Origin of the sequence: Streptomyces sp. NBC_00513 (assembly GCF_041431415.1) — a bacterium.
GTDB lineage: Bacteria > Actinomycetota > Actinomycetes > Streptomycetales > Streptomycetaceae > Streptomyces.
Genome location: NZ_CP107845.1, coordinates 4,948,601 through 4,972,720 on the forward strand (window position 1 = coordinate 4,948,601; position 24,120 = coordinate 4,972,720).

The window sequence follows — 24,120 nt, forward strand, 5'->3', positions numbered from 1 at the left end:
CGGACGATGTGCCGGGCTGCGCGGCGGGCCGGGTGCCGGGTCGGCGGCCGGGCTCCCCGCCGGGCCCGGCGGCGGGGTCGGGGTGCGTGCCGCGGATGGGGCTCACTGATAGAGGGTGCCCGTGTTGATGACGGGCTGCGCCGCGCGATCACCGCACAGGACGACCATCAGGTTGGAGACCATGGAGGCCTTGCGTTCCGGGTCCAGGTCCACGATGTCCTCCTCGGCCAGGCGGGTCAGGGCGAGTTCCACCATGCCCACCGCGCCCTCGACGATCTGCTTGCGGGCCGCCACGACGGCGCCCGCCTGCTGGCGCTGGAGCATCGCGGAGGCGATCTCCGGAGCGTACGCGAGATGCGTGAACCGGGACTCGATGATGTGCACGCCCGCCGCCTCGACCCGGGTCGCCAGTTCCACCGCGAGTTCCTCGGTGATCGCCTCGGCGTTGCCGCGCAGCGACAGCCCGCCCTCGTCGTGCGAGTCGTAGGGGTACTCGATCGCGATGTGCCGGACCGCGGCCTCGGTCTGCGTCTCCACGAACTCCGTGAAGTCCTCGACCTCGAAGACCGCGCGCGCGGTGTCCTCCACCCGCCACACCACGACCGCCGCCAGCTCGATCGGATTGCCGTACGCGTCGTTCACCTTCAGGACGGCCGTCTCGTGGTTGCGGACCCGGGTGGAGATCTTCCTGCGGGAGGTCAGCGGGTTGACCCAGCGCAGCCCGTCGGTCCGGACGGTCCCCCGGTAGCGGCCGAAGAGCTGGACGACCCGGGCCTCGCCCGGGGCCACCGTGTTCAGCCCGCACATGGCGATGATCGAGGCGGGGATCAGCAGCACGCCGAGCGTGATCAGTACGGCCTTGGCCGCCGTCGCGGCGACGATCGCGCCGCCCGCGATGAGGCCGGCCCCGACGAGGACTCCGACCAGTCCGAGCAGCAGGGCCGCTCCGCCGCCGACGCTGCGCGCCGCGAACTCCCTTGTGGGGCTTGCCGATGCGGTCGTCGCACGCCTGGTGTCCGTGGTGTTCCCGGTGTCGGGAGAAGCCGATGTGCTGCTCATGTAATGCCCCCGTTTGTCATGCCGTGTCCGGACCTGTTCGGCCAGAACGCCTAGCAAAGTGATATCACTTTTTGCGTACACCGCAACCCTTGCGGTCTTATGTGCGTCGGTTCCATTGGCGTGGGTGCTGATTGTCACGTCCGAATTGACCGGTATTGATCAGGGTTAGTCGACCTTTGTTACAGCCTGCGGTGTTAGTTTTCTGAGCTGACGTCGGGGGGGTAATCGAGCGGAGCGGGAGCGATGGGCCGAGCAGAAGCGCGACGGGCGCAGCAGCAGCGCGGAGCGCGGAAAGCACCGAGCGGGCGCTCCAACGGGCGCGCGGGCAAGGCGGGCCGAAAGCCGGCGGGCAAGCCCTCCGGCATACGCCGCTTCTTCACCTGGAAGAAGATCCTCGGGTACTTCTTCGGGCTGGTCCTGCTCATGATGGGCGCCCTGGTCGTCCTCTACTACATGGTGGAACCGCCGGACAAGGCCAACGAGCAGGCTGAACTCCAGAGCAACACCTACGAGTACTCCGACGGCTCGATCATGGCCCGCACGGGCAAGACGAACCGCGAGAAGGTCGGGATCGACAAGATCCCGGAGCAGGTGCGCACGGCCTTCATCGCGATCGAGAACAAGTCCTTCTACGAGGACCAGGGCGTCGACGTGATGGGTGTCGCCCGAGGCCTGTTCAACACGGTCACCGGCAAGGGCAAGGCCGGCGGTTCGACGATCACCCAGCAGTACGTCAAGAACTACTACCTCACCCAGGACCAGTCGGCGACGCGCAAGGCCCGAGAGCTGATCATCGCTCTGAAGGTCGACCAGCGCATGAAGAAGGACGAGATCCTCCTCGGCTACCTGAACACCAACTTCTACGGCCGCAACGCCTACGGCATCCAGGCCGCCTCACAGGCCTACTACGGCGTCGACACCGACAAGCTGACGCTGGAGCAGGGCGCCTACCTCGCCGCCGTCATCCAGGCCCCCAGCCAGTACGACTGGGCGACCGCCGGACCCAACGGCAAGCGGCTGGTCATGATCCGCTTCAACGCCGTCCTCGACAACATGGTCGAGATGGGCAAGCTGGACCCCGCCAAGCGCAAGACCATGAAGTTCCAGGAGCCCATCAAGCCCAAGCCCGCCCCGGGCATGGACGGCCAGAAGGGCTACTTCGTCGAGGCGGCCAAGAAGGAACTCGACCGCCAGGGCATCGACGAGGCCGCCATCGCGGCGGGCGGCTGGACGTTCCGGCTGAACATCGACAAGAAGAAGCAGGCCGCGATGGAGAAGGCGGTCGCCGACGAGCTGGAGTCCAAGCTCGATCGCAAGGACACCAAGGGCCGCCCCCAGGACCAGAGCGTCCAGGCCGGCGCCACCTCGGTGGACGCCAAGACCGGCGCGATCGTGGCGATGTACGGCGGCACGGGCCTCTCCGAGAAGTACGAGAGCAACGCCCTGCGCACCGACTTCCAGCCCGGCTCGACCTTCAAGCCCATCGTGCTCGCGACGGCCCTGGAGACCGGCGCGCGGACGCAGGAGGGCAAGGAGATCACCCCCAACGCCCTCTACGACGGAACCAGCAAGCGCCCGGTCGTCGGCAGCGACATCCCGTTCGCCCCGCAGAACCAGGACGAGCGCGACTACGGCGACCCGATGCTCACGGTCCAGAAGGCCACCAACGCCTCCGTCAACTCCGTCTACGCCCAGATGATCGTGGACACCAAGCCGGAGAAGGTGAAGAAGCAGGCGCTGGCCCTCGGCATGGTCGACCGCGACGGCTGGCCCGCCGACAAGCCCGCCATGTCGCTCGGCACCATGAGCGCCAACACCGTCGAGATGGCCGGCGTCTACGCCACCCTCGGCAACCACGGCAAGAAGATCACCCCGACCATCGTGAAGTCGGCCGAGCACAAGGACTCCGACTTCAAGCCGGCCGGCGCGGTCGGCAGCCAGGTCCTCACCCGCAAGACCGCCGACACCGTCACCAAGGTGCTCACCGGCGTGGTCAACGACGGCTCCGGCGAAGTGGTCAAGAGCTCCGCCTACGAAGCCGCGGGCAAGACCGGCACCACCGAGTCCAACGTCGCCGCCTGGTTCACCGGGTACACCCCGGAGCTCGTCACGGTCGTCGCGATGTTCGGCGAGGAGCCCAGCAGCCACAAGCAGGTCACCCTGACCGGCACCGCCGGCAAGGGCCGCGCGGGTGGCTCCAGCTTCCCGGCCGAGATCTGGCGCGCCTACACGCTGGCCGCGCTCAAGGGCCAGAGCACCGACGAGTTCAGCCTGCCGGACGCCGAGATGGGCACGGTGGAAGCCCCGCCGCGCACCAGCTCCCCGTCCATCACGCCGAGCCAGTCGTCCAGCTCCCCGAGCACCACCCCCAGCAAGAGCTCCACCCCGCCGAAGCCGTCGACGAGCTCGCACAAGCCGGATCCGACGAAGAGCACCACGAAGCCGTCGAACTCTCCCGATCCGACGAAGTCGAACCCGACCAAGAGTCCGGACCCGACCAGGTCCCCGCTCTTCCCCCCGGCTCCCGACCCGCAGGAGTAGGGACCGCCGGAGCCCACGACACAGGACCGCCCCGCGGCGAGCACGCCGCGGGGCGGTCCTGTGTCGTACCGGGTCGGGCGCGGGACCTCAGCCGCCGTCCCGGACCTTCGCCGCGATCCGGTCGCCGGTCGCCTTGTCGATGTTGCGCCAGTACTGCAGGGCACGCTCCAGCACCGGGGGACTCACCCCGTCCAGCAGGTGCCCGGCGACGTTCGAGACGAGGCGCTCGCGCGCCGCGTCGTCGAAGACCTCCCGCACCATCGTGCCCGGCTGGCCCCAGTCGTCGTCCTCGGAGCGCGGCGTGTACGCCTCGCGGACCATCTCGCCGGACGTCGCCCAGCCCGCCGGCTCGCCGAAGCGGGCCGTGTCCGCGGCCGGGCCGCCGTAGGAGTTCGGGGCGTACGGGCGCGCCGCCGCCGACGCCTCGAAGCGCATCGCGCCGTCCTTGGCGTACGAGGAGACCAGCGACCGGGCCCGGTTCGGCGGGAGCTGCGTGTAGTTCGCCCCGATCCGGTAGCGGTGCGTGTCCGGGTACGAGAACAGCCGGCCCAGCAGCATCTTGTCGGGCGACGGGCCGATGCCCGGGACCAGGTTCGACGGTTCGAAGGCCGCCTGCTCGATGTGGATGAAGTAGTCGTCCGGGTTCTTGTCCAGCGTCATCCGGCCGACCTCGATCAGCGGGTAGTCGCCGTGCGGCCACACCTTGGTCAGGTCGAACGGGTTGAACCGGTAGCCCGGGGCGTCCTCGAAGGGCATGACCTGCACGTGCATCGTCCACGTCGGGGCACTGCCGCCCGCGATGGCGTCGAAGAGGTCGCGCCGGTGGTAGTCGGGGTCCTCGCCCGCCAGCCGGTCCGCCTCCTCCTGCGTCAGGAACTCGTTGCCCTGGTCCGTCTTGAAGTGGTACTTCACCCAGAACTTCTCGCCGCCCGCGTTCACCCACAGGTAGGTGTGCGAGCTGAAGCCGTCCATCGTGCGGTAGTTCCTCGGGATGCCCCGGTCGCCCATCAGGATGGCCACCTGGTGCGCGGACTCCGGGGACAGGGTCCAGAAGTCCCACTGCATGTCGTGGTCGCGCAGACCGTTGTCCGGCCGGCGCTTCTGCGAGCGGATGAAGTCCTGGAACTTGCTCGGGTCACGGACGAAGAACACCGGGGTGTTGTTCCCGACCATGTCGTAGTTGCCGTGCTCGGTATAGAACTTCAGGGCGAAACCGCGCGGGTCCCGCCAGGTGTCGGGGGAGCCCTGCTCGCCCGCGACGGTCGAGAAGCGGGCCAGCATCTCGGTCCTGCGGCCCGGTTGGAAGAGGTCGGCCTTGGTGAACTGGCTGACGTCGTTGGTCACCTGGAAGACGCCGTACGCGCCCGCGCCCTTGGCGTGCACCACCCGCTCGGGGACCCGTTCCCGATTGAACTGGGCCATCTTCTCGATCAGATAGTGGTCCTGGAGCAGGATCGGGCCGTCCGGACTCACGGTGAGCGAGTGCTCGTCGCTCTCCACCGGAATCCCGACGTTGTTCGTCGTGTACGGAATCTTCTGCGCGTCCTGGGTCACGAGCGTCCTCCCGTAGGGGTCGGTTGGGTCGCACGCATTCACCTGCCCAGTCAACGCCGATCATGCGCCCCCGGCAACGGGAGCTCGAACCACACCACCTTTCCACTGCTCAGCCGCGTCGCACCCCAGCGGCGGGCCATCCGATTGACCAGGAACAGGCCCCGACCGCCCTCGTCGGTGTCCCGGGCCCGACGCTGGCGCGGCAGCTGCGGGGAGTCGTCGCCGACCTCGCAGCGCAACACGTCCGTCCGCAGCAGCCGCAGGGTCACCGGCCGCTCGGCGTACCGCACGGCATTGGTGACCACCTCGCTGACCAGCAGTTCCAGCGAATCGCTCAGCTCCTCCAGACCCCACCGGGTCAGCGCCCGGCGGGCGAACCGGCGGGCCCGGCCCGGCGCGGTCTCCTCCGGGTCCAGGAACCAGTACGCGACGTCACTGGGCGCGATCCCCTCGAAACGGGCCGCGAGCAGCGCGATGTCGTCGTCCCGGTCGCCAGGGCCGAGCATGTCCAGGACGTCGTCGCACAGCGCCTCCAGCGGCGGCGGGTGGTCCAGGCCCGTCAGCTGGGCGGTCGTCGCCAGCCGCTCGCGGAGCTGCTCGATGCCCGTCCACACGTCGCGCAGCCGGGACTCGACCAGCCCGTCGGTGTACAGCAGCAGGGTGGCCCCGGCCGGGGCGTCCAGCTCCACGGCCTCGAAGTCGACGCCGCCCACGCCGATCGGGGCGCCCGGCGGCACCCGGAGCACCTCGGCGCGACCGCCCAGGTGGAGCAGGACGGGCGGCGGGTGGCCGGCGTTGGCGATGGTGATCCGGTGCGAGACGGGGTCGTAGACCGCGTACAGGCAGGTCGCCATCCGATCGGAGCCGAGCCGCTGCGCCTGCTCGTCCAGGTGGTGCAGGACCTCGGCGGGCGGCAGGTCGAGCTGCGCCAGGGTCTGCGCCGTGGTGCGCAGCTGGCCCATGATCGCGGCGGAGGTCATGGAATGCCCCATGACGTCGCCGACGACCAGCGCGACCCGGCTGCCGGGCAGCGGTATGGCGTCGTACCAGTCGCCGCCGACCCGGGCCGTCTCGGCGGCGGGCAGATAGCGGGAGGCCAGCCGGACCCCGGTGGGCTGGGGGAGGCTGTCCGGGAGCATGGTGCGCTGGAGCTCGTCGGCGATGTACGCCTCACGGCCGTACAGCACCGCCTTGTCGATGCCGAGCGCGGTGTGGGTCGCCAGTTGGGCCGCGACCAGCAGGTCGTTCGTCTCGAAGGCGGGCCGGTCGGGGGTGCGCAGGAACACCGCCGCGCCGATCACGCGCCGGCGGCCCCGCAGCGGGGCCAGGATGGCCCGCTGACCGCGCGGGACGGGATGGTCGGCCCCGAGCAGCTCCGGGAGGGCGTCCTTGGCTCCTGCGGCCGATCCGAAGACCGGCCGTACGCCGCGCAGCACCTCGGCGAGCGCCCCGCCCGGCCGGATCTCGCACAACTCGGCCGCCGGCAGGTCGCCCTGCGGGCCGACCAGGGTCATCTGGCTGAAGTCGAGCTCGCCGGCGGCCCCCGCGGCCCCGGCGGGATCGCCCCCGGTCAGATCGTCGAGCGGCCGGAGCCGGTCGGTGCGCCGAAGCCTTAAAACGACCGGTCCGACGGGGCGCTCGTCGCCCACCGGCAGCGGGTCGCGCAGATAGACGAGGATCGCGTCCGAGAACGTCGGCACGGTGGCCCGGCACAGGCCCAGCACGATCTCGTCGAGGTCGATGCCCCGGGCGATCCGGCGGGTGGCCGCACCGACGAAGCGCAGCCGGTCGCCCTCCCTGCGGGCCGTGCCGGTCTCCGCGCCGGAGATCGGGCCGCCGCCGTGCCGGCCCGCGCCGCCGCCCACACCGTCCACCTGGACCTCGTCGGCCGGTGCGCCGTCGAGGTCGCCGGTCGGGGCGGTGGGGTCGGGGCGGCTGCCCGGCCGGGCGCCGTGCGTGATCCGGTCCTCCCCGCCCCGGGGGCGGATCGGTTCGGGCGCGCGGTCCTGCGCCGCGGCGGCCGCGTTGCGGGCGGCCTCGCCGTCCCGGGTCCGGGCGCCGCCCTGACCCGGCTCCCCGCCGGCCGGCACGTCCGCCGGTGAGGCGGCCGCGGTGCGCGGCCGGGGAAGTTCGCCGGCCGAGGCGGACGCGGGGGCACCGCGCTCCGAACCCGGACCTTGCGCATGCGTGCGTACGGCCTCGGTGGCCGCGACGGCGGCCTTGCCGTGGCCGGCATCGTCCGTACCTCCGCCGGAGGCGACGGGCTGCGGGCCCTCCTGGGAGGTGGGGTACTCCGTCACGCGTGGAATTCCGTCCGTTTGCGCTCGATGTGCGCTGCACTCAATCGGTCAGTCGCGGTATACCCGCTCAGCGGCAGGGGCACCACCGCCCCGCGGTTCCGCGTCCCGCTCGTTACCTCTCGCCCAGCGTTGATCTCCGGTCAAGTCCCGTGTACGGCACGTCAATTACGGATGTACAGCCTGGCGGCAACGCCGCAGACGACCCGGCGGAGGACGATCCTACGGTTGAACCCCGGGGGCGCATCAAGGGTCTCATGAGGTCATATGCGCCGGGGTGCGGTCCCAGTCCCCGGGGAGAACCGGCACCCTCCAGGCCGGATCCGGCCTCCACTTCTCCCATCCTGAGGAGAACGGCGCCCCCCATTCCTTGATGAGCTCCACGGCCGCCAGGCCCGCCGCCTCCACCTCGCGCGCCCGCTCGGGAGCCAGCAGCCCGCTCCGCCGCGCCTGCGCGAACTCGTCCTCGTCCAGCCACTTCCAACTGCGGTCCGGGGCCACGGCGATGTCCAGGAAGTGGTCCACGGAGTCCACCCCGCCGGCCCAGCGGGTCCGCGGTTCCTCCAGGTTCACGTACCAGTTCTTGAAGCGCCAGCCCCGCTCCCAGAACAGCCACACCGACCACGGGTCCCCGGGGCGGGCCAACTTCAGCACCCCGGCGCCGGACCAGTGCGACCGGGCGGTGGTGCGCGGCGCGGTGTACCGGGTGGCGAGGGGCTCCGCGTGGATCGGGGTGCCGTCGGCCAGCACCGGCTTCACGCACTCGGTGCCGGGGGCCATCCACACGGCCAGCAACTCGTCGGTGTCCCGCACCACCGTCACGGGCCGACAGATGTGGACCCGACCCGCGGGCCCCGGGGCGTGGTCGCGGTAGCGCCAGAGGATCTGCTCACCGGGCGCCCAGTGCGAGCCCCGGGCCCCGTCGTGCGTCCCGCCGCGCGCCACGCCGCCCCGGCGGCCTCCGATACCTGTCATGCGCAGATCTTAGGGCTGAGGTCCGCACGCGCGACGCGACGCAGGTCACGGAGGTGCCCGGGGACGGGAAACGACCGAATCCGGCCCCCGGCGGGGGGCGATTTCAGGGCCGGGTCATCCGCAGGACGTCCAGCGCCTCGTCCAACTGGGCGAGGGTCAACGCGCCGCGTTCGACGTAACCCTCGTCCAGCACGACCTCCCTGATCGTCTTCCGTTCCGCCAGCGACCGCTTCGCCACCTTGGCCGCCTCCTCGTAGCCGATGTAGCGGTTCAGGGGGGTCACCACCGAGGGCGAGGATTCGGCGTACTCCCTGGCCCGCTCGGAGTTCGCGGTGATCCCGTCCACCGTCCGGTCGGCGAGAAGCCGGCTCGCGTTGCCGAGCAGGCGGATCGATTCGAGCAGGTTCCGGGCCATCACCGGGAGCATCACATTGAGCTCGAAGTTGCCGGCGGCGCCCGCGACGGCGACCGCGGTGTCGTTGCCCATCACCTGTGCGGCGACCATGAGGACGGCCTCCGGGATCACCGGATTGACCTTTCCGGGCATGATCGAGGACCCCGGTTGCAGATCCGGGAGATTGATTTCGGCCAATCCCGTGCGCGGTCCGGAGGCCATCCAGCGCAGATCGTTGGAAATCTTGGTGAGCGAGACCGCGATCGTGCGGAGCATTCCGGACGTCTCCACCAGCGCGTCCCGGGCGCCCTGGGCCTCGAAGTGGTCCCGCGCCTCGGTCAGCGGCAGTCCGGTCGCCTCGGCCACCTCCGCGATCACGGCTGCGGAGAACCCGGGCGGCGTGTTGATGCCGGTGCCCACGGCCGTTCCGCCCAGGGGGAGTTCGGCCAGTCGCGGCAGCGCGGCGCGCAACCGCTCGACGCCGTAGCGGATCTGGACGGCGTATCCGCCGAACTCCTGGCCGAGCGTGACCGGGGTGGCGTCCATCAGGTGGGTGCGGCCGGCCTTGACCACCGCGACGAACTCGGCGGACTTGCGCTCCATCGCGTCGGCGAGGTGCTCCAGGGACGGGATCAGCTCACCGATGACGGCGGCGGTCGCGGCGATGTGGATGGAGGACGGGAACACGTCGTTGGAGCTCTGCGAGGCGTTGACGTGGTCGTTCGGGTGGACCGGGCGGCCGAGGCGTTCGCCGGCGAGGGTGGCGATCACCTCGTTGGCGTTCATGTTCGACGAGGTGCCGGATCCGGTCTGGAACACGTCCACCGGGAAGTGCTCGTCCCAACGCCCGTCCGCGACCTCCTCGGCGGCGGACCGGACGGCCTCGGCCACATCCGCGTCCAGGACCCCGAGCCGGGCGTTCACCACGGCGGCGGCGGCCTTGATCCGGGCCAGTGCGGCGATGTGGGCGTGCTCCAGGCGCTGCCCCGAGATCGGGAAGTTCTCCACCGCGCGCTGGGTCTGGGCCCGCCACTTCGCGTGGGCGGGGACCCGTACCTCGCCCATGGAGTCGTGCTCGATCCGGAACGCGCCGGGTGTTCCTGCGGCCTGCTGGTCCTCTGTCATTTCCATGGCCTCCTCAAAAAGTTGAGCAATTGTCTTGTTCGAACTGTTCCCAAGTCATCTACCGGCCAGTAAATACCGGGGGTAACACCGATCTCGGGGAGGCGTTCATGGCACGTGCGCGTACCAGACCCATGCTCAGATGTACCGTCGTCGCGGTCGCGGCGATGGCGGCCGCCCTCGGCGGCGTCGGCGCCGTCACCCCCCTGGCCCAGGCGGCGCCCGTCGCCGCCGTCACCCCACTCTCGCCCGAACTGGAGGCGATCCGGGCCGCCGAGGCGACCAAGATCTACGGTGACTCTGCCATCCGCCCGCTCGCGGAGCGCAAGACCGGCCTGATCTCGCTCGGCGACAGCGAGATCTCGGGCGAGGGCGTCGGCACCTACGACCCCGCGACCAACACCCCGAACAACCAGTGCCACCGCTCGCCGGACTCCGCGATCCACCGCACCGGCATCCCCGCCGACCTGACCTTCAACGTCGCCTGCTCCGGCGGCTACACGGGAAACATCAGGATCGGCGGCAGCAAGCAGTACGCCGACGAACTCGTGCAGAGCGACAACCTCGCCGTCAAGGCCCGCAACACGAAGATCAAAATGGTGCTGTTGGTCGCGGGAGCCAACGACGACCTCCAGTTCGGCCCCGTCATGACCGACTGCGTCACCCGCTGGGTGCTGATCCAGGGCACCTGCGAACCCAAGTACGGCCCCGGCTGGCAGGCGCGCGTCGACGGCCTGAAGCCCAAGGTGGAAGCCACCGTCGCCGACCTCAAGACGGTCATGCGCGACGCGGGCTACGCCGACACCGACTACAAGCTCGTCGTGATGGGCTACCCCAGCCCGATCGGCCCCGACTTCAACGACAACCCGAACTTCCCCGGCAAGCTCCCCGGCGGCTGCGCCGGCTACGACTCCGACGCCACCTGGGGCCGAAACTACGCGGTACCCGCCTTCGAGAAGGGCATGCGGGCCGCCGCCCTCGCCTCCGGCGCCACCTACCTGGACAACTCCCGTCTCTTCCACGGCCACGAGGTGTGCATGGAGGACGCCTGGGCCCGCGGCCTCTACCTCGACCTCGGGGACCACTTCCCGTGGGACGAGAACACCGCCCGACAGTCCTTCCACCCCAACTACCGCGGGCACGGCGCCTTCGCCTCCTGCCTGACCCAGCTCTACACCTCGGGCCTGCGCGAGGCCTCCTGCGCCGACCCCGCGAGCACCGGCACCCCGGTCCTCCAGGCCGGGGCCTGGGACGACCTGTACAAGCCGCTGAGGAACGAGGCGACCGGCAACTGCCTGGACTCCAACGGCGGCGCGAGCGCCAACAACACCAAGGTGGTGGCCTGGGACTGCCACGGCGGTCGCAACCAGGGCTGGTGGTACGACACCGCCCGCAAGGCCCTCCACGTCGAGCTGACCCAGGACCGCTGCGTGGACGCCCCGGGCGGCGCCTACGGCAACGGCACCGGCCTGATCCTGTGGAACTGCCACGGCGGCGCCAACCAGCAGTTCGTCCGCGACGGCGCCACCCTGCGCCCCGCGGCCGCGCCCGGCATGTGCCTGACCGTGGCCGCCGCCCACGAGCAGCTGCGCCTGCGGACCTGCGACGGCTCGGCGAACCAGCGCTTCGCGTAACCGCCCCGCACCACCCACCCCGTTCACCCCCCACACCCGGCCGGCGCACCCCGGCCGGGTGTCACATGTCCCGCAGCAGCTTGCGCACGTCCCGCGGCCGGTTGGTGATGAGCGCGTCCACGCCGAGCCGCACGCACAGCTCCACGTCCTCCGGCTCGTCCACGGTCCACACCCGTACCGACAGCCCCTTCTCCTTCAACCGCCCCACCAGCCACGGGGAGCGGCGTACCAGCTCGATGCCCGGGCCCGCGTGCGTGGCGTACGGCGGGCGCACCGGCCGCAGCCGGCGTTCCATCAGGTACACGGCGGGCAGCCCCGGGGCCAGCCGGTGCAGCCGGGTCAGCGCGGTGCGGGAGAAGCTCATCACCTCGACGCGGCCGGCGGACCCGTCGGCCAGCCCGTACTCCCGGAGCACGCGCACCAGCTCGGCCTCCAGCCGGCCGCCCGCGCGCGACGGGTGCTTCGTCTCGACCGCGAGCCCTACCGGCCGCGGCGCGGCCAGGGCCTCCCTCAGCAGGTCCTCGAAGAGCAGCACCCGGGCGCCGGCGTGCCCGGACCCCTTCCACGCCCCGAAGTCGAGGGCGAGCAGCTCCTCGTACGTCATAGCGGAGACCACCCCGCGCCCGTCGGAGGTCCGCTCCACGCGCCGGTCGTGCACACAGACCAGCCTGTGGTCGGCGGTGAGCCGGACATCGCATTCGAGCGCGTCCGCGCCGTCCTCCACGGCCTGCCGGTAGGCGGCCAGGGTGTGCTCGGGGTGCTCGTGGGAGGCCCCGCGGTGGGCGATCACGCGTACGGCGCGGGGCGAGGGTGTCGCGGTCATGCGGAGATCCTTGCGAACCGGGGTGAACGGGGCGGTGCGTCCCTGTCACCCCGACGTTAACCGGACGCGCCGGCTCAGGGCCTGATCGGCGGCAGCGGCGGGCGAGTGACGTCGAACCCGCCCGGCGCGACCGATGCGAAGGGGGCCGGGGGCCGTGCACGGGCCCCCGGGCGCCCTTCCGCGGTCGGCGGACACGCGTGAGGGCCCCTCCACCGGGCGGCGGAAGGGCCCTCACGGGGCGTCACGAACCGGTGCGCGTCCCGGTCCGGGTCACGTGGACCGGCGTGTCACAGACCCGGGCCGCGGACCGGGATGTGGGTGAACGTCGGCTCCGGGGCCGGATTCTGGAAGAAGTCGTTGCCCTTGTCGTCCACGACGATGAACGCCGGGAAGTCCTCGACCTCGATCCGCCAGACCGCCTCCATGCCGAGCTCCTCGTACTCCAGGACCTCGACCTTCTTGATGCAGTCCTGGGCCAGCCGCGCCGCCGGGCCGCCGATCGAACCCAGGTAGAAGCCGCCGTGCGTGCCACAGGCGTCCGTCACCTGCTGCGAGCGGTTGCCCTTGGCCAGCATGACCTTGGAGCCGCCCGCCGCCTGGAACTGCTCGACGTAGGAGTCCATGCGGCCGGCCGTGGTCGGGCCGAAGGAGCCGGAGGCGTAGCCCTCGGGGGTCTTGGCGGGGCCCGCGTAGTAGACCGGGTGGTCCTTCAGGTACTGCGGCATCTCCGCACCGGTGTCCAGCAGTTCCTTGATCTTGGCGTGGGCGATGTCGCGCGCCACGACCAGCGGTCCGGTCAGGGACAGGCGGGTCTTGACCGGGTGCCGGGTCAGCGTCGCCAGGATCTCGTCCATCGGCCGGTTCAGGTCGATCGACACCACGTCCGCCGCGTCGTCGAGGTGATCGTCCGTCGTCTCGGGCAGGAAGCGCGCCGGGTCGGTCTCCAGCTGCTCCAGGAAGACCCCCTCGGCGGTGATCTTCGCGGTGGCCTGGCGGTCGGCCGAGCAGGACACGGCGATGGCGACGGGCAGCGAGGCGCCGTGGCGCGGCAGGCGCACCACGCGCACGTCGTGGCAGAAGTACTTGCCGCCGAACTGCGCGCCGATGCCGATCTTCTGGGTCAGCTCGAAGACCTGTTGCTCCAGGGCCTCGTCGCGGAAGCCGTGGCCCAGCGGGGAACCCTCGCGCGGCAGCTCGTCCAGGTAGTGCGCGGAGGCGTACTTCGCCGTCTTGAGCGCGTGCTCCGCCGACGTGCCGCCGACCACGATCGCCAGGTGGTAGGGCGGGCAGGCCGCCGTGCCGAGCGAACGGATCTTCTCCTCCAGGAACTTCATCATGGAGGCCTCGTTGAGGACCGCCTTGGTCTCCTGGTAGAGGAAGGACTTGTTGGCGCTGCCGCCGCCCTTCGCCATGAAGAGGAACTTGTACGCGCCGCCGTCCGTCGCGTACAGCTCGATCTGCGCGGGCAGGTTCGAGCCGGTGTTCTTCTCCTCCCACATGGTGAGCGGGGCCATCTGCGAGTAGCGCAGGTTCAGGCGGGTGTACGCGTCGTAGATGCCGCGCGACAGGGCCGCCTCGTCACCGCCCTCGGTGAGCACGTTCTGACCGCGCTTGCCCATGACGATCGCCGTGCCCGTGTCCTGGCACATCGGCAGGACGCCGGCCGCCGCGATGTTCGCGTTCTTCAGCAGGTCCAGCGCCACGAACTTGTCGTTCGCGGAGGCCTCGGGGTCGTCGATGATCCGGCGCAGCTGCGCGAGGTGCGCGGGACGCAGGAAGTGCTGGATGTCGTGGATCGCCTCTTCGGCGAGCTTGCGCAGCGCCTCCGGCTCGACCTTGAGGAACGTACGGCCGTCGGCCTCGAAGGTCGAGACGCCCTCCGCCGTCACCAACCGGTAGGGGGTGGTGTCCTCGCCCAGGGGCAACAGGTCGGTGTACGCAAACTCTGGCATGACGGCAGTCATTCCTCACTCGGCAGACGGCGCTGGCGACCAATTGGCAGCGCGGCTTACCAGCGTAGGACCTCCGTCCCGGGCGGCGCTTGTGAGGTAAGGCTCACTGGACGGGTGACGGGGAGTATCGCGATCTATCGTGTCTCGCTATGCTGGTCCGCGTGGACCTGGAAAAGCACACCGCCGCCCCCGCCGCATCCGCTGCCGCCCCGGCCGCCGAGCTGCGCGCCTCCGACGCCGACCGGGACCGGATCGCGCAGATCCTCGCCGACGCCGTGGCCGAGGGCCGACTGACCGCCGAGGAGCACTCCGACCGCCTGGACACCCTCTACGCCGTCAAGACGGTCGGGGAACTGGACGTGCTCGTGAGGGACCTTCCCGCGGTCGCCGGCTCCGGCCCCGCGAGCGCCACCCCCGTCGCCGCGCCGGCGTCCGGGCCGGTCGAGACGGTCGTCGCCGTGTTCAGCAGCTCCTCCCGCCGGGGCCGTTGGCGCCCGGGCGCGCACACCCGCGCCGTGTCGGTCTTCGGGGACATCACCATCGACCTCACCGAGGCCGTCTTCGAGCAGCAGGTCACCGAGATCAACGTCACCGCCGTCCTCGGCAACGTCGAGGTCCTGGTACCGGAGAACGTCACCCTCCGTGGCTACGGCAGCGGGGTCCTCGGCAACTTCGAGGTACACGGCCGCAGTCGCGGGGAGACCGACCCCCAGGCCCCGGTGGTGATCGTCCGGGGCTTCGCGCTGCTGGCCAACATCGAGGCCAGGCCCAGGCTCGGCGCCCGTCTCGTCGACCTCGCGGACCGGATGCGCAAGCGCTTCGACCGCTGACGGCAGAGCCGGCGGCGGCGCTCCGGTCGGGCCCCGAGCGGCCTCCGACCGGACCGCGAACGGACTTTGACCGGCGTGCGCGTGGTGCGGGGGGCGCGTTTCGGTCGAACTTCGCCGGAGCGGCCGACGCGCGGCACGCAGTGCATAGGGGGGCGTACAGCGGGTAGGGACAGGTGCATCGTCTCTCGCTCGCGTATACGTCGTCAGGAGTAGACCGTGCCGCATCCGCCGCATCAGTCCCTGCAGGTAGCCGCCGTCAAGAGTCTTCAGGCGCGTCCGACCGCCGTGCCGAGGCCGCGGGTGCCGGCAAGGGAAGAGGACGGCCCCTGGCACGCGGAGGCGGTGTGCCGCAGGGACGAGGCGGGCCTGTTCTTCGCGCCCTCCAAGGAGCCCACCGCGGCCCGTCTGGCCCGCGAGGAGGCCGCCAAGCGGGTCTGCGCACGCTGCCCCGTGATGGTCGCCTGTCGGGAGCACGCGCTGCTCCAGCCCGAGCCCTACGGGGTATGGGGCGGACTCACCGCCGCCGAGCGGCGCGTCGTACTGGCCCGCCGGCGCCGGCGGGCCGCGGAACTGCGCCCCGGCAGCGGCGCCGGCACGATCGCCGCAGCGGGCTGAGCCCCGGAGCGCGAGAGCTCGTACGGGGCAACGCGAGAGCTCGTACGGGGCGAACCGGCACGTACGCGAGAGGGGCGGGCCCGCCGCACACGGGACCGCCCCTCTCGCCGCGCCGTTGCGCCGGCCCGTCCGCTCCTACTGGGCGCGGTCGAAGTCGATCGCGCTGTACGCGCGCAGCTTCGACAACCGGTGGGTGGAGTCGATCTGGCGGATCGTCCCCGACTTGGACCGCATGACCAGCGAGGACGTGGTCGCGGTCGCCGAGCGGTAGTGGACACCGCGCAGCAGCTCGCCGTCCGTGATGCCGGTGGCGACGAAGAAGACGTTGTCGCCGGACACCAGGTCGTTCGTGTGCAGGACCCGGTCCAGGTCGTGGCCCGCGTCGATGGCCTTCTGGCGCTCCGCCTCGTCCTTGGGCCACAGCTTGCCCTGGATGGTGCCGCCGAGGCACTTGATGGCGCACGCCGAGATGATGCCCTCGGGAGTGCCGCCGATGCCGAGGAGCAGGTCCACGCCGGTGCCCTCGCGCACCGCCATGACCGAGCCCGCGACGTCGCCGTCGGAGATGAACTTGATCCGCGCGCCGGTCTCGCGGATCTCCTTGACGATGCCCTCGTGTCGGGGGCGGTCGAGGATGACCACGGTGACGTCCTCGACGGCCATCTGCTTGGCCTTGGCGACGCGACGGATGTTCACCGAGGCGGGGGCGTTGATGTCGACGAAGTCGGCGGCCTCGGGGCCCGTGACCAGCTTCTCCATGTAGAAGACGGCCGACGGGTCGAACATGGTGCCGCGGTCGGCGGCGGCCAGGACGGCGATGGCGTTCGGCATGCCCTTGGCGTTCAGGGTGGTGCCGTCGATCGGGTCGACGGCGATGTCGACCTCGGCGCCGGTGCCGTCGCCGACCCGCTCGCCGTTGAAGAGCATGGGGGCTTCGTCCTTCTCCCCCTCGCCGATGACGACGACGCCGTTCATCGACACGGTGGAGATGAGGGTCCGCATCGCGTTGACCGCGGCGCCGTCCGCGCCGAGCTTGTCACCGCGGCCGACCCACCGGCCCGCGGCCATGGCTGCGGCCTCGGTCACCCGGACGAGCTCCAGGGCGAGGTTGCGGTCGGGGGCTTCGGGAGAGACTTCGAGCTGGGGCGGCAGGTTGTGCTCGGTCATCGGAGCGCACCTTTCTGTACGGCGACGGCCGGGATGTGAGGGTGCTGGAACTCTATCGGTACGTCGACATATTGAGCAGAGCGGGTCACGAATGAGCGGAATATCGGTCAGCCGTTTGGCCTGAGCGGACGCCTTGCGCCGGCGGGGCCTCCCGGCGGGTGTCACGACGCCCCACCCCGGGGGTGATCGCCCCGGCCGATGGGGGACCATGGAGCCGTGGCAGGTATGAAGGGCAAGCAGACGGTTTGGGACATGGTCCGATCGCTGGCGGTGATCGGTGTCGTCGTCGCGGGGATATACATGTTCATCCCGCACGACGAGAAGGCGGACCCGACACGGGTGGTCGACTACCGGGTGGAGACGGCCACGGCCCGCCGCGCGGCGCCGTACCCGGTCGCCGCGCCCGCGGGGCTCCCCGCGCAGTGGCGCGCGACCTCGGTCACCTTCGACCGGAAGGACGACAACGCCTGGCACCTGGGCTTCCTGGACCCGCAGAAGCAGTACGTGGCCGTGGAGCAGAGCACCGACGCCTCGGCCAAGCGCCTCGCGAAGCTGACACAGCAGGCGAAGGCCACGGGGGAGACCCGGCAGATCGGCGACCGGTCCTGGGAGCTGTGGGACGGCGAGAAGTACGACGCCCTCGTCCGCCAGGAGCAGGGATACGTCACCGTGGTGACCGGGACGGCCTCCTTCGACGGGCTCGGCGCGATGGTGTCGGCGCTGGAGTTCAAGCAGGGGAGCTGAGTTCGGGCCGATCCGTGCCGTGACGCACGGGCTCGTGAACGACGGAAGAGGCCGCCCACCCCGGGATTCGGGGTGGGCGGCCTCTTGTCGTGTCACGACTCGGCGCGCGCGAGTCGCGGCGGCCGGGTCTCGACTCAGACGGTGGTGACGACCTGGTCGAACTCCAGGCGCGGGGAGCGACCGAAGGCGGCGGGCTCGCCCGGCTTGCCGATGTTGACGACCATCAGCGGGGTGTGGTCGGCGTCCAGGAACTCCTTCTGGACACCGGCGAAGTCAAGGCCGGTCATCGGGCCCGCGGCCAGGCCGGCGGCGCGGACGCCGAGGATGAAGTAGCCGGCCTGCAGCGAGGCGTTGACCAGGGCGGACTGCTCGCGGACCGGGCGCTCGGAGAAGAACGCGTCCTTGGCCTGCGGGAAGTGCGGGAAGAGCTGCGGGAGCTCCTCGTGGAACTCGTTGTCCGCCGACAGGATCGCGACCAGCGGGGCGGCGGCGGTCTTGGCCTGGTTGCCCTCGGCCATGTGCTTCACGAGGCGCTCGCGGGCCTCGGGGGAGCGGACGAGGGTGATGCGCAGCGGCGTCTGGTTGAACGCGGTGGGGCCGTACTTCACGAGGTCGTAGATCGCCTGGACCTGCTCCTCGGTCACCGGCTCGTCGGCGAACGAGTTGGCGGTGCGGGCCTCGCGGAACAGCAGGTCCTGAGCGGCGGCGTCGAGAACGAGAGACATCGAAAAGCCTTCTTCTGTACGGAGGTGTGGCGCGATGTCATCACCGTAGACCCGAGGTATGTGAACCTTCAACTAAATGGCTCCGGGGGTGACCGGGATCACTCCCCGCGAGCGCCCTCCGCGTCCTCGGTCGCCCCGTCCCGGGCGGCCAGGGCCGAGTCCAGTCGAGCCCGGGCCCCCTCCAGCCAGTGCCGGCACACCGTCGCCAGCTCCTCGCCGCGCTCCCAGAGCGCGAGCGAGTCCTCCAGGGAGGTGCCACCCGCCTCCAGCTTGCGGACGACCTCGATCAGCTCGTCGCGGGCCTGCTCGTAACCCGGCGCCGTCTCGGTTTCAGCCATTCCCGTGCCACCTTATATGTGTAGTACAACGATTTTGTTGCCGGAACGTGTCGACGTCCCCCGGGCTCATCCGGCGTCGGCCACGCCCTCGGCCGGGCCCTCGCCGCCGTCCGGGGTGCCGTCCGGGGCCGCTTCGGCCTCGACCCGTACGTGGAACTCGCCCGCCGCCACCCGCGCGCGCAGCACCTCGTCCGGCGCGACGTCCCGCGGCGAACGCACCACGTGCCCGTCGGCCCGCTGGAGCACCGCGTACCCGCGCTCCAAGGTCGCCGCCGGCGACAGCGCCACCACCCGGGCCCGGGTGTGCGCCAGCTCGGAATCCGCCCGGTCCAGCAGGTGCCCCAGCGTCCGCCGACCGCGCGCCAGCAGCGCCTCCACCTCGGCCTCCCGGGTCTCCACCATCCGCTGCGGATGCACGAACACCGGCCGGGCCAGGGCGTGGGCGAGCCCCCGCTCCTCCCGGTCGAGCAGCCCGCGCACCGCGCGCAGCCCGCGCGCCTGGAGCTGGCTCACGCGCTCCAGCTCCTCCCCGACGTCCGGGACCACCTTCTTCGCCGCGTCCGTGGGCGTCGACGCCCGCAGGTCCGCGACCAGGTCCAGCAGCGGGGAGTCCGGCTCGTGCCCGATCGCCGAGACCACCGGGGTACGGGCGGCCGCGACCGTCCGCACGACCTCCTCGTCGGAGAACGGCAGCAGGTCCTCCACGCTGCCCCCGCCGCGCGCCACGATGATCACGTCGACCTCCGGCAGCGCGTCGAGCTCCTTGACCGCCTCGATCACCTGGGGCACCGCGTGCACCCCCTGCACGGCCACGTTGCGCACCTCGAAACGGACCGCCGGCCAGCGCCGCCGGGCGTTCTCCAACACGTCCCGCTCGGCCGCCGAGGCCCGCCCCACCACCAGCCCGATCAGCTGCGGCAGGAACGGCAACGACTTCTTGCGGTCCGCCGCGAACAGGCCCTCGGAGGCCAACGACCGCTTGAGCTTCTCCAGGCGGGCCAGCAACTCCCCGATGCCGACGGGCCGTATCTCCGTGGCCCGCAGCGACAACTGCCCGCGCGGGGCGTACCACTCCGGCTTGGCCAGGACGACGACCCGCGCGCCCTCCGTCACCGCGTCCGCGACCTCGTCGAACACCTGGCGGAAACAGGTCACGCTGAGCGAGATGTCGTGCGACGGGTCGCGCAGCGTCAGGAAGACCACCCCCGCCCCCGGCCGCCGGGACAACTGGGTGATCTGCCCCTCCACCCACACCTGACCGAGCTTGTCGATCCAGCCCCCGATGAGTCGGGACACCCGACCGACCGGCAGCGGCGCGTCAGCCGACGTATTCAGACCCATGCAGGCAGGCTAACCGCCAGAACCGACACCGTCCCCGGGCCCGGCGACCCGATCCCCGGCGCGTCGGCCCCGCTGGACCACCCACACCCCCAACCCCACCACCAGCCACACGGCACCCACCAGCTGCGCCGCCCGCGAGGCCTCGACGATCACCGCGACGGTCACGGCCGCACCCAGCACCGGGATCACCAGGTGCTTGAACCAGTTCGGCGGCCCCTCCCGCCGCTGCACCACGAACCAGCCCACCACCGACGCGTGCAGCAGCGTGAACGCCACCAGCGCCCCGATGTCCACCACCGACACCAGATGGTCCAGCCCGTCGTCGCGCCGCGCCGCCCACACCGCCGCGACCAGCGTCACCGTCGCCGCCACCAGCAGCGCCGCCCGCGGGGTCCCGCCCCAGGTCCGCGACAGGACGTGCGGGAGCCGCCGCTCCCGGGCCATGGCGAACAGCAGCCGACCCGCCGCCGCCTGCCCGGCCAACGCCGCGAACGCCGCCCCGATCGCCTTGCTCACCGCCACCAGGTCGTGCAACCAGGACCCGACCGCCGACTCCACCGTGTTGTAGAACGCCGGTCCCTGCGCACCCGGATCGGCCGCCAGCTCCGCCGCCGTCATCGGGCTCAGCAGCGCCGCCAGATAGGTCTGCGCGATGAACAGCACCCCCGTCAGCGCCAGACAGAACAGCACCGCCCGCGCCACCTTCGCACTGCCGCCCGTCACCTCCTCCGCGAAGGAGGCGATGGCGTCGAAGCCCAGGTACGACAGCACGGCCACCGACACCGCCCCCAGCACGGCCGCCGTCGAGAAGTCCAGCGAACCGTCCCCCGTCAACGGCGACAGCCAGCCGCGCCGCGCCCCGCCCTCGGCCAGCGCCACCACCGCCGCGACCAGGAACACCAGCAGCACCACGATCTCCATGGCCAGCACCGCGAAACCCACCCGCGCGGCCGCCCGTACGCCCCACAGGTTCAGCAGGGTGGTCACCACCACCGCCAGCGCCGTCCACACCCACCGGGACACCTCCGGCACCAAGGCGTTCATCGCGATGCCGGAGAACAGGTACGCCACCGCGGGGATCAGCAGGTAGTCCAGCATCGCCATCCACCCGGCGATCAGCCCCGGCCCCTCGCCGAGCCCCTTGCGGGCGTACGTGAAGACCGAACCGGCCTGCGGGGCCACCCGGACCATCTGCGCGTACGAGAACGCCGTGAACGCCATCGCGACGGTCGCGCAGAGGTAGACGAGGGCCACCGCGCCGTGCGACTTGGCGTCGAGGGTGCCGAAGATCCCGACCGGGGCCATCGGGGCGATGAACAGCAGCCCGTAGACCACCAGATCGCGAAAGCCGAGGCTGCGCCGCAACGTCGCGGGAGCCTCGGAGGCCGAACCGGAATCCGTCACGGACGCCATCGTTCCTCCGGGGGAGCAGCAGGACAGAGGTTCGACCCAGTTTGTGCCGAACGGGCGACGACCGGCCTGCTGGAGACCCCCGTACGATGGAGCGTATGACTGCTCCCTCCTCTGCTCCCGCTTCCCGCCGCGTCCTGCTCGCCGCCCCGCGCGGATACTGCGCGGGCGTCGACCGAGCCGTGATCGCCGTCGAGAAAGCCCTTGAGCAGTACGGTGCGCCGGTCTACGTACGCCACGAGATCGTCCACAACAAGTACGTCGTCCAGACGCTGGAGAAGAAGGGCGCCATCTTCGTCGAGCGGACGGAGGAGGTCCCCGAGGGCTCCATCGTGATGTTCTCCGCGCACGGCGTGGCACCCGTGGTCCACGAGGAGGCGGCCCGCGGCCGGCTCGCGACGATCGACGCGACCTGCCCGCTGGTCACCAAGGTCCACAAGGAAGCCATCCGCTACGCCAACGACGACTTCGACATCCTCCTCATCGGCCACGAGGGCCACGAGGAGGTCATCGGCACCTCCGGCGAGGCCCCCGACCACATCACCATCGTGGACGGCCCCGACGACGTCGCCAACGTGCGGGTCCGCGACGAGTCGAAGGTCGTCTGGCTCTCCCAGACCACCCTCTCCGTCGACGAGACCATGGAGACGGTCGACGCCCTGAAGACCAAGTTCCCGCTGCTGGTCTCGCCGCCGAGCGACGACATCTGCTACGCCACCTCGAACCGCCAGGCCGCGGTCAAGGTGATGGGCGCCGACTCCGACCTGGTCATCGTCGTCGGCTCCAAGAACTCCTCGAACTCGATCCGCCTCGTCGAGGTGGCCCTGGACGCCGGCGCGCGCGCCGCCCACCTGGTCGACTTCGCGAGCGAGATCGACGAGGCCTGGCTGGAGGGCGTCACCACCGTCGGCCTGACCTCGGGCGCCTCGGTGCCGGAGGTCCTGGTCGAGGAAGTACTGGAGTGGCTGACGCAGCGCGGCTACGCCGACGTGGAGATCGTCAAGACGGCCGAGGAGTCGATCGTCTTCTCGCTGCCCAAGGAACTCCGCCGCGACCTGCGCGCCGAGGCGGCGGGACTCGTCGCGGGGGCGGGCGACACCGAGGCGGGCGCTGCCGGGGCGACGGGTGCGACGGGAACGGCCGGGGCTACGGGTGCGACCGGCGCTACGGGTACGACCGGCGCGACCGAGAAGTAGGCCCTTCGCCGCCGTTTTCTCTACGGTGGTCCCATGCAGATCTTCGGCGTGGACATCGGCGGATCCGGTATCAAGGGCGCTCCCGTGGACCTGGAGCGCGGCGAGTTGGCGCAAGAGCGCCACAAGGAACTGACACCACAGCCGGCCACCCCCGACGGGGTGGCCGACCGTGTCGTCGACGTGGTCCGCCACTTCGACTGGAAGGGCCCGGTGGGAGTCACCTTCCCGGGCGTCGTCACCGGCGGGGTCACCCGTACGGCCGCCAACATGGACAAGGCCTGGATCGGGGTCGACACGGCGGCCCTGCTGTCGGAGCGCCTGGACGGCCAAGCGGTGACCGTCCTGAACGACGCCGACGCGGCCGGGGTCGCGGAGATGACGTACGGCGCCGGCAAAGGGGTCTCCGGCACCGTCATCCTGCTCACCCTGGGCACCGGCATCGGCAGCGCGCTCTTCACGGACGGCCGACTCGTCCCCAACACCGAACTGGGCCACCTGGAACTGCACGGCCACGACGCGGAGAAGCGCGCGTCGGTCAAGGCCAAGGAGGACCACGACCTCACCTGGGAGCGCTGGGCGCACCGGCTCCAGAAGTACCTGGAACACGTGGAGATGCTCTTCTCCCCGGAACTCTTCATCCTCGGGGGCGGCGTCAGCCGCAAGCCGGAGAAGTTCCTGCCCTTGATCGAGGGGATCCGCGCGGAGATCGTGCCGGCGAAGCTCCAGAACAACGCGGGCATCGTCGGAGCGGCGATGGCGGCCCGCGGCCCGTCGGCCTAGGCCTGGCGGCGGGGTCGGGGGGCGGCCGTCAGGTCACGGGCGGGGTGGCTGCGACCACCCGGCCCGGGTGGGCTCAGACCACCCGGCGGGGCATGCGGCGCTTCCCGATCAGCACGGCCTTGCGCACCAGCGCGATCAGGGCCGCGACGACCGTTCCCGCGTACAGCCAGCCGGCGTGCAGGGACAACGCCGACACGATCCCCATCAGCTGCCCGCCGATGCCACCGGAACCCCCGGAGACGGGCCAGACCCCGACCGCGAACGCGATCGGGGCACTGATGGGGGCGGTGATCAGGTCGGCGGGACGCACCCAGAGCGCGGTCGTGGCGGCCACGGGCAGGAAGAGCAGCCCGTAAGCGAACAGCGACGCGTCGAACAGCAGCCAGACGATCCCCGCGACCACCGCCATCGCCACACACGCGAAGAGCCCGCCACCGAGGCCGGTCAGCCGCGGCCGGGGCAGCCGCCGCCGGGCAGGGGCCGGCTTCGTCGGGCGAGCCGCCCCCGGGGTCTGCTGCCTCGGGATCTGCTCCCGCGGGTGACGTACTGAACGCGCCCTGTAGTGCTCCACCCCACCAAACTAGGCGGGGAGGCCCCTGTCCGAGGGCCCGGACACGCGTACA

The 24,120-nt window shown here is 71.2% G+C and carries 20 protein-coding genes; 7 read left to right on the forward strand and 13 right to left on the reverse strand.

The features are described 5' to 3' along the window. Window positions 1-102 precede the first annotated feature (102 nt). Window positions 103-1,059, reverse strand: coding sequence for an SPFH domain-containing protein (locus OHA84_RS23035; RefSeq protein WP_053677043.1), 957 nt, complete (start codon window positions 1,057-1,059; stop codon window positions 103-105). Between the two features lie 243 nt (window positions 1,060-1,302). On the opposite strand from OHA84_RS23035, the gene OHA84_RS23040 reads away from it, so the two are divergent. After that, window positions 1,303-3,600, forward strand: a complete 2,298-nt coding sequence (locus OHA84_RS23040) for a transglycosylase domain-containing protein (RefSeq protein WP_266969960.1) — start codon at window positions 1,303-1,305, stop codon at window positions 3,598-3,600. Window positions 3,601-3,687: 87 nt separating this feature from the next. Here the strand turns inward: OHA84_RS23040 and OHA84_RS23045 are convergent, their stop codons facing one another. From OHA84_RS23045 to OHA84_RS23060, 4 genes are all read right to left on the reverse strand, one after another. Next, window positions 3,688-5,154, reverse strand: coding sequence for a catalase (locus tag OHA84_RS23045; RefSeq protein WP_053677045.1), 1,467 nt, complete (start codon window positions 5,152-5,154; stop codon window positions 3,688-3,690). Between the two features lie 50 nt (window positions 5,155-5,204). After that, window positions 5,205-7,454: a SpoIIE family protein phosphatase gene (locus OHA84_RS23050; RefSeq protein WP_053677046.1), complete on the reverse strand. Its 2,250-nt coding sequence runs from the start codon at window positions 7,452-7,454 to the stop codon at window positions 5,205-5,207. Between the two features lie 252 nt (window positions 7,455-7,706). Next, complete coding sequence (locus tag OHA84_RS23055; RefSeq protein WP_266949582.1) at window positions 7,707-8,426, reverse strand: DUF402 domain-containing protein; 720 nt, start codon at window positions 8,424-8,426, stop codon at window positions 7,707-7,709. A gap of 103 nt (window positions 8,427-8,529) precedes the next feature. Further along, window positions 8,530-9,945 carry an aspartate ammonia-lyase gene (locus tag OHA84_RS23060; protein WP_266949584.1) on the reverse strand — a complete coding sequence of 472 codons (1,416 nt, stop codon included), beginning with the start codon at window positions 9,943-9,945 and terminating at the stop codon, window positions 8,530-8,532. Between the two features lie 107 nt (window positions 9,946-10,052). Between OHA84_RS23060 and OHA84_RS23065 the strand changes: the two genes are divergently transcribed. After that, a complete protein-coding gene (locus OHA84_RS23065) occupies window positions 10,053-11,576 on the forward strand; it encodes a ricin-type beta-trefoil lectin domain protein (RefSeq protein ID WP_053677049.1) in 1,524 nt (507 codons plus the stop codon). A gap of 61 nt (window positions 11,577-11,637) precedes the next feature. Here OHA84_RS23065 and OHA84_RS23070 read toward each other — a convergent pair whose 3' ends face one another. Both OHA84_RS23070 and OHA84_RS23075 read right to left on the reverse strand, forming a co-directional pair. Then, window positions 11,638-12,399 carry a glycerophosphodiester phosphodiesterase gene (locus tag OHA84_RS23070; protein WP_266949586.1) on the reverse strand — a complete coding sequence of 254 codons (762 nt, stop codon included), beginning with the start codon at window positions 12,397-12,399 and terminating at the stop codon, window positions 11,638-11,640. Between the two features lie 287 nt (window positions 12,400-12,686). Next, window positions 12,687-14,351 carry a fumarate hydratase gene (locus tag OHA84_RS23075; RefSeq protein ID WP_266949588.1) on the reverse strand — a complete coding sequence of 555 codons (1,665 nt, stop codon included), beginning with the start codon at window positions 14,349-14,351 and terminating at the stop codon, window positions 12,687-12,689. 161 nt (window positions 14,352-14,512) lie between these two features. On the opposite strand from OHA84_RS23075, the gene OHA84_RS23080 reads away from it, so the two are divergent. Then, the gene (locus OHA84_RS23080) at window positions 14,513-15,181 is read left to right on the forward strand and encodes a DUF1707 and DUF2154 domain-containing protein (protein WP_053677098.1); all 669 of its coding nucleotides are present in this window, start codon (window positions 14,513-14,515) and stop codon (window positions 15,179-15,181) included. Between the two features lie 216 nt (window positions 15,182-15,397). After that, on the forward strand, window positions 15,398-15,796 hold the full coding sequence (locus OHA84_RS23085) for a WhiB family transcriptional regulator (RefSeq protein WP_053677052.1): 399 nt from the start codon (window positions 15,398-15,400) through the stop codon (window positions 15,794-15,796). A 135-nt stretch (window positions 15,797-15,931) separates the two neighbouring features. Here OHA84_RS23085 and glpX read toward each other — a convergent pair whose 3' ends face one another. Then, window positions 15,932-16,963 carry a class II fructose-bisphosphatase gene (gene glpX / locus OHA84_RS23090; protein ID WP_053677053.1) on the reverse strand — a complete coding sequence of 344 codons (1,032 nt, stop codon included), beginning with the start codon at window positions 16,961-16,963 and terminating at the stop codon, window positions 15,932-15,934. A gap of 225 nt (window positions 16,964-17,188) precedes the next feature. On the opposite strand from glpX, the gene OHA84_RS23095 reads away from it, so the two are divergent. Continuing rightward, window positions 17,189-17,707, forward strand: coding sequence for a DUF4245 domain-containing protein (locus OHA84_RS23095; RefSeq protein WP_234349978.1), 519 nt, complete (start codon window positions 17,189-17,191; stop codon window positions 17,705-17,707). A gap of 134 nt (window positions 17,708-17,841) precedes the next feature. On the opposite strand, the gene OHA84_RS23100 is transcribed toward OHA84_RS23095, so the two are convergent. The 4 genes from OHA84_RS23100 to OHA84_RS23115 all read right to left on the reverse strand — a co-directional run bounded on the left by OHA84_RS23100 (window position 17,842) and on the right by OHA84_RS23115 (window position 21,524). Next, window positions 17,842-18,432, reverse strand: coding sequence for a malonic semialdehyde reductase (locus tag OHA84_RS23100; RefSeq protein WP_053677055.1), 591 nt, complete (start codon window positions 18,430-18,432; stop codon window positions 17,842-17,844). Between the two features lie 98 nt (window positions 18,433-18,530). Then, window positions 18,531-18,770 (reverse strand): exodeoxyribonuclease VII small subunit, encoded by a 240-nt coding sequence (locus OHA84_RS23105; protein ID WP_053677056.1) that lies wholly within the window; start codon window positions 18,768-18,770, stop codon window positions 18,531-18,533. 66 nt (window positions 18,771-18,836) lie between these two features. Next, window positions 18,837-20,111 carry an exodeoxyribonuclease VII large subunit gene (gene xseA / locus OHA84_RS23110; protein WP_266969957.1) on the reverse strand — a complete coding sequence of 425 codons (1,275 nt, stop codon included), beginning with the start codon at window positions 20,109-20,111 and terminating at the stop codon, window positions 18,837-18,839. 9 nt (window positions 20,112-20,120) lie between these two features. Continuing rightward, window positions 20,121-21,524 carry an APC family permease gene (locus tag OHA84_RS23115; RefSeq protein ID WP_266969955.1) on the reverse strand — a complete coding sequence of 468 codons (1,404 nt, stop codon included), beginning with the start codon at window positions 21,522-21,524 and terminating at the stop codon, window positions 20,121-20,123. A gap of 95 nt (window positions 21,525-21,619) precedes the next feature. On the opposite strand from OHA84_RS23115, the gene OHA84_RS23120 reads away from it, so the two are divergent. Together OHA84_RS23120 and ppgK are read left to right on the forward strand one after the other, a co-directional pair. Beyond that, window positions 21,620-22,717, forward strand: coding sequence for a 4-hydroxy-3-methylbut-2-enyl diphosphate reductase (locus tag OHA84_RS23120; RefSeq protein WP_266969953.1), 1,098 nt, complete (start codon window positions 21,620-21,622; stop codon window positions 22,715-22,717). Between the two features lie 33 nt (window positions 22,718-22,750). After that, window positions 22,751-23,497 carry a polyphosphate--glucose phosphotransferase gene (gene ppgK / locus OHA84_RS23125; RefSeq protein WP_266949600.1) on the forward strand — a complete coding sequence of 249 codons (747 nt, stop codon included), beginning with the start codon at window positions 22,751-22,753 and terminating at the stop codon, window positions 23,495-23,497. A gap of 73 nt (window positions 23,498-23,570) precedes the next feature. Here the strand turns inward: ppgK and OHA84_RS23130 are convergent, their stop codons facing one another. Further along, window positions 23,571-24,068, reverse strand: a complete 498-nt coding sequence (locus OHA84_RS23130) for a DUF6542 domain-containing protein (RefSeq protein WP_371591441.1) — start codon at window positions 24,066-24,068, stop codon at window positions 23,571-23,573. Window positions 24,069-24,120: the final 52 nt, after the last annotated feature.

What these genes read in the sequence shown, in the direction of transcription:
- OHA84_RS23035 (WP_053677043.1), bottom strand. Translation starts at nt 1,059, where the DNA reads ATGAGCAGCACATCGGCTTCTCCCGACACCGGGAACACCACGGACACC.
- OHA84_RS23040 (WP_266969960.1), top strand. Translation starts at nt 1,303, where the DNA reads ATGGGCCGAGCAGAAGCGCGACGGGCGCAGCAGCAGCGCGGAGCGCGG.
- OHA84_RS23055 (WP_266949582.1), bottom strand. Translation starts at nt 8,426, where the DNA reads ATGACAGGTATCGGAGGCCGCCGGGGCGGCGTGGCGCGCGGCGGGACG.
- OHA84_RS23060 (WP_266949584.1), bottom strand. Translation starts at nt 9,945, where the DNA reads ATGACAGAGGACCAGCAGGCCGCAGGAACACCCGGCGCGTTCCGGATC.
- OHA84_RS23065 (WP_053677049.1), top strand. Translation starts at nt 10,053, where the DNA reads ATGGCACGTGCGCGTACCAGACCCATGCTCAGATGTACCGTCGTCGCG.
- OHA84_RS23070 (WP_266949586.1), bottom strand. Translation starts at nt 12,399, where the DNA reads ATGACCGCGACACCCTCGCCCCGCGCCGTACGCGTGATCGCCCACCGC.
- OHA84_RS23075 (WP_266949588.1), bottom strand. Translation starts at nt 14,351, where the DNA reads ATGCCAGAGTTTGCGTACACCGACCTGTTGCCCCTGGGCGAGGACACC.
- glpX (WP_053677053.1), bottom strand. Translation starts at nt 16,963, where the DNA reads ATGACCGAGCACAACCTGCCGCCCCAGCTCGAAGTCTCTCCCGAAGCC.
- OHA84_RS23095 (WP_234349978.1), top strand. Translation starts at nt 17,189, where the DNA reads ATGAAGGGCAAGCAGACGGTTTGGGACATGGTCCGATCGCTGGCGGTG.
- OHA84_RS23100 (WP_053677055.1), bottom strand. Translation starts at nt 18,432, where the DNA reads ATGTCTCTCGTTCTCGACGCCGCCGCTCAGGACCTGCTGTTCCGCGAG.
- OHA84_RS23105 (WP_053677056.1), bottom strand. Translation starts at nt 18,770, where the DNA reads ATGGCTGAAACCGAGACGGCGCCGGGTTACGAGCAGGCCCGCGACGAG.
- xseA (WP_266969957.1), bottom strand. Translation starts at nt 20,111, where the DNA reads ATGGGTCTGAATACGTCGGCTGACGCGCCGCTGCCGGTCGGTCGGGTG.
- OHA84_RS23115 (WP_266969955.1), bottom strand. Translation starts at nt 21,524, where the DNA reads ATGGCGTCCGTGACGGATTCCGGTTCGGCCTCCGAGGCTCCCGCGACG.
- OHA84_RS23120 (WP_266969953.1), top strand. Translation starts at nt 21,620, where the DNA reads ATGACTGCTCCCTCCTCTGCTCCCGCTTCCCGCCGCGTCCTGCTCGCC.
- ppgK (WP_266949600.1), top strand. Translation starts at nt 22,751, where the DNA reads ATGCAGATCTTCGGCGTGGACATCGGCGGATCCGGTATCAAGGGCGCT.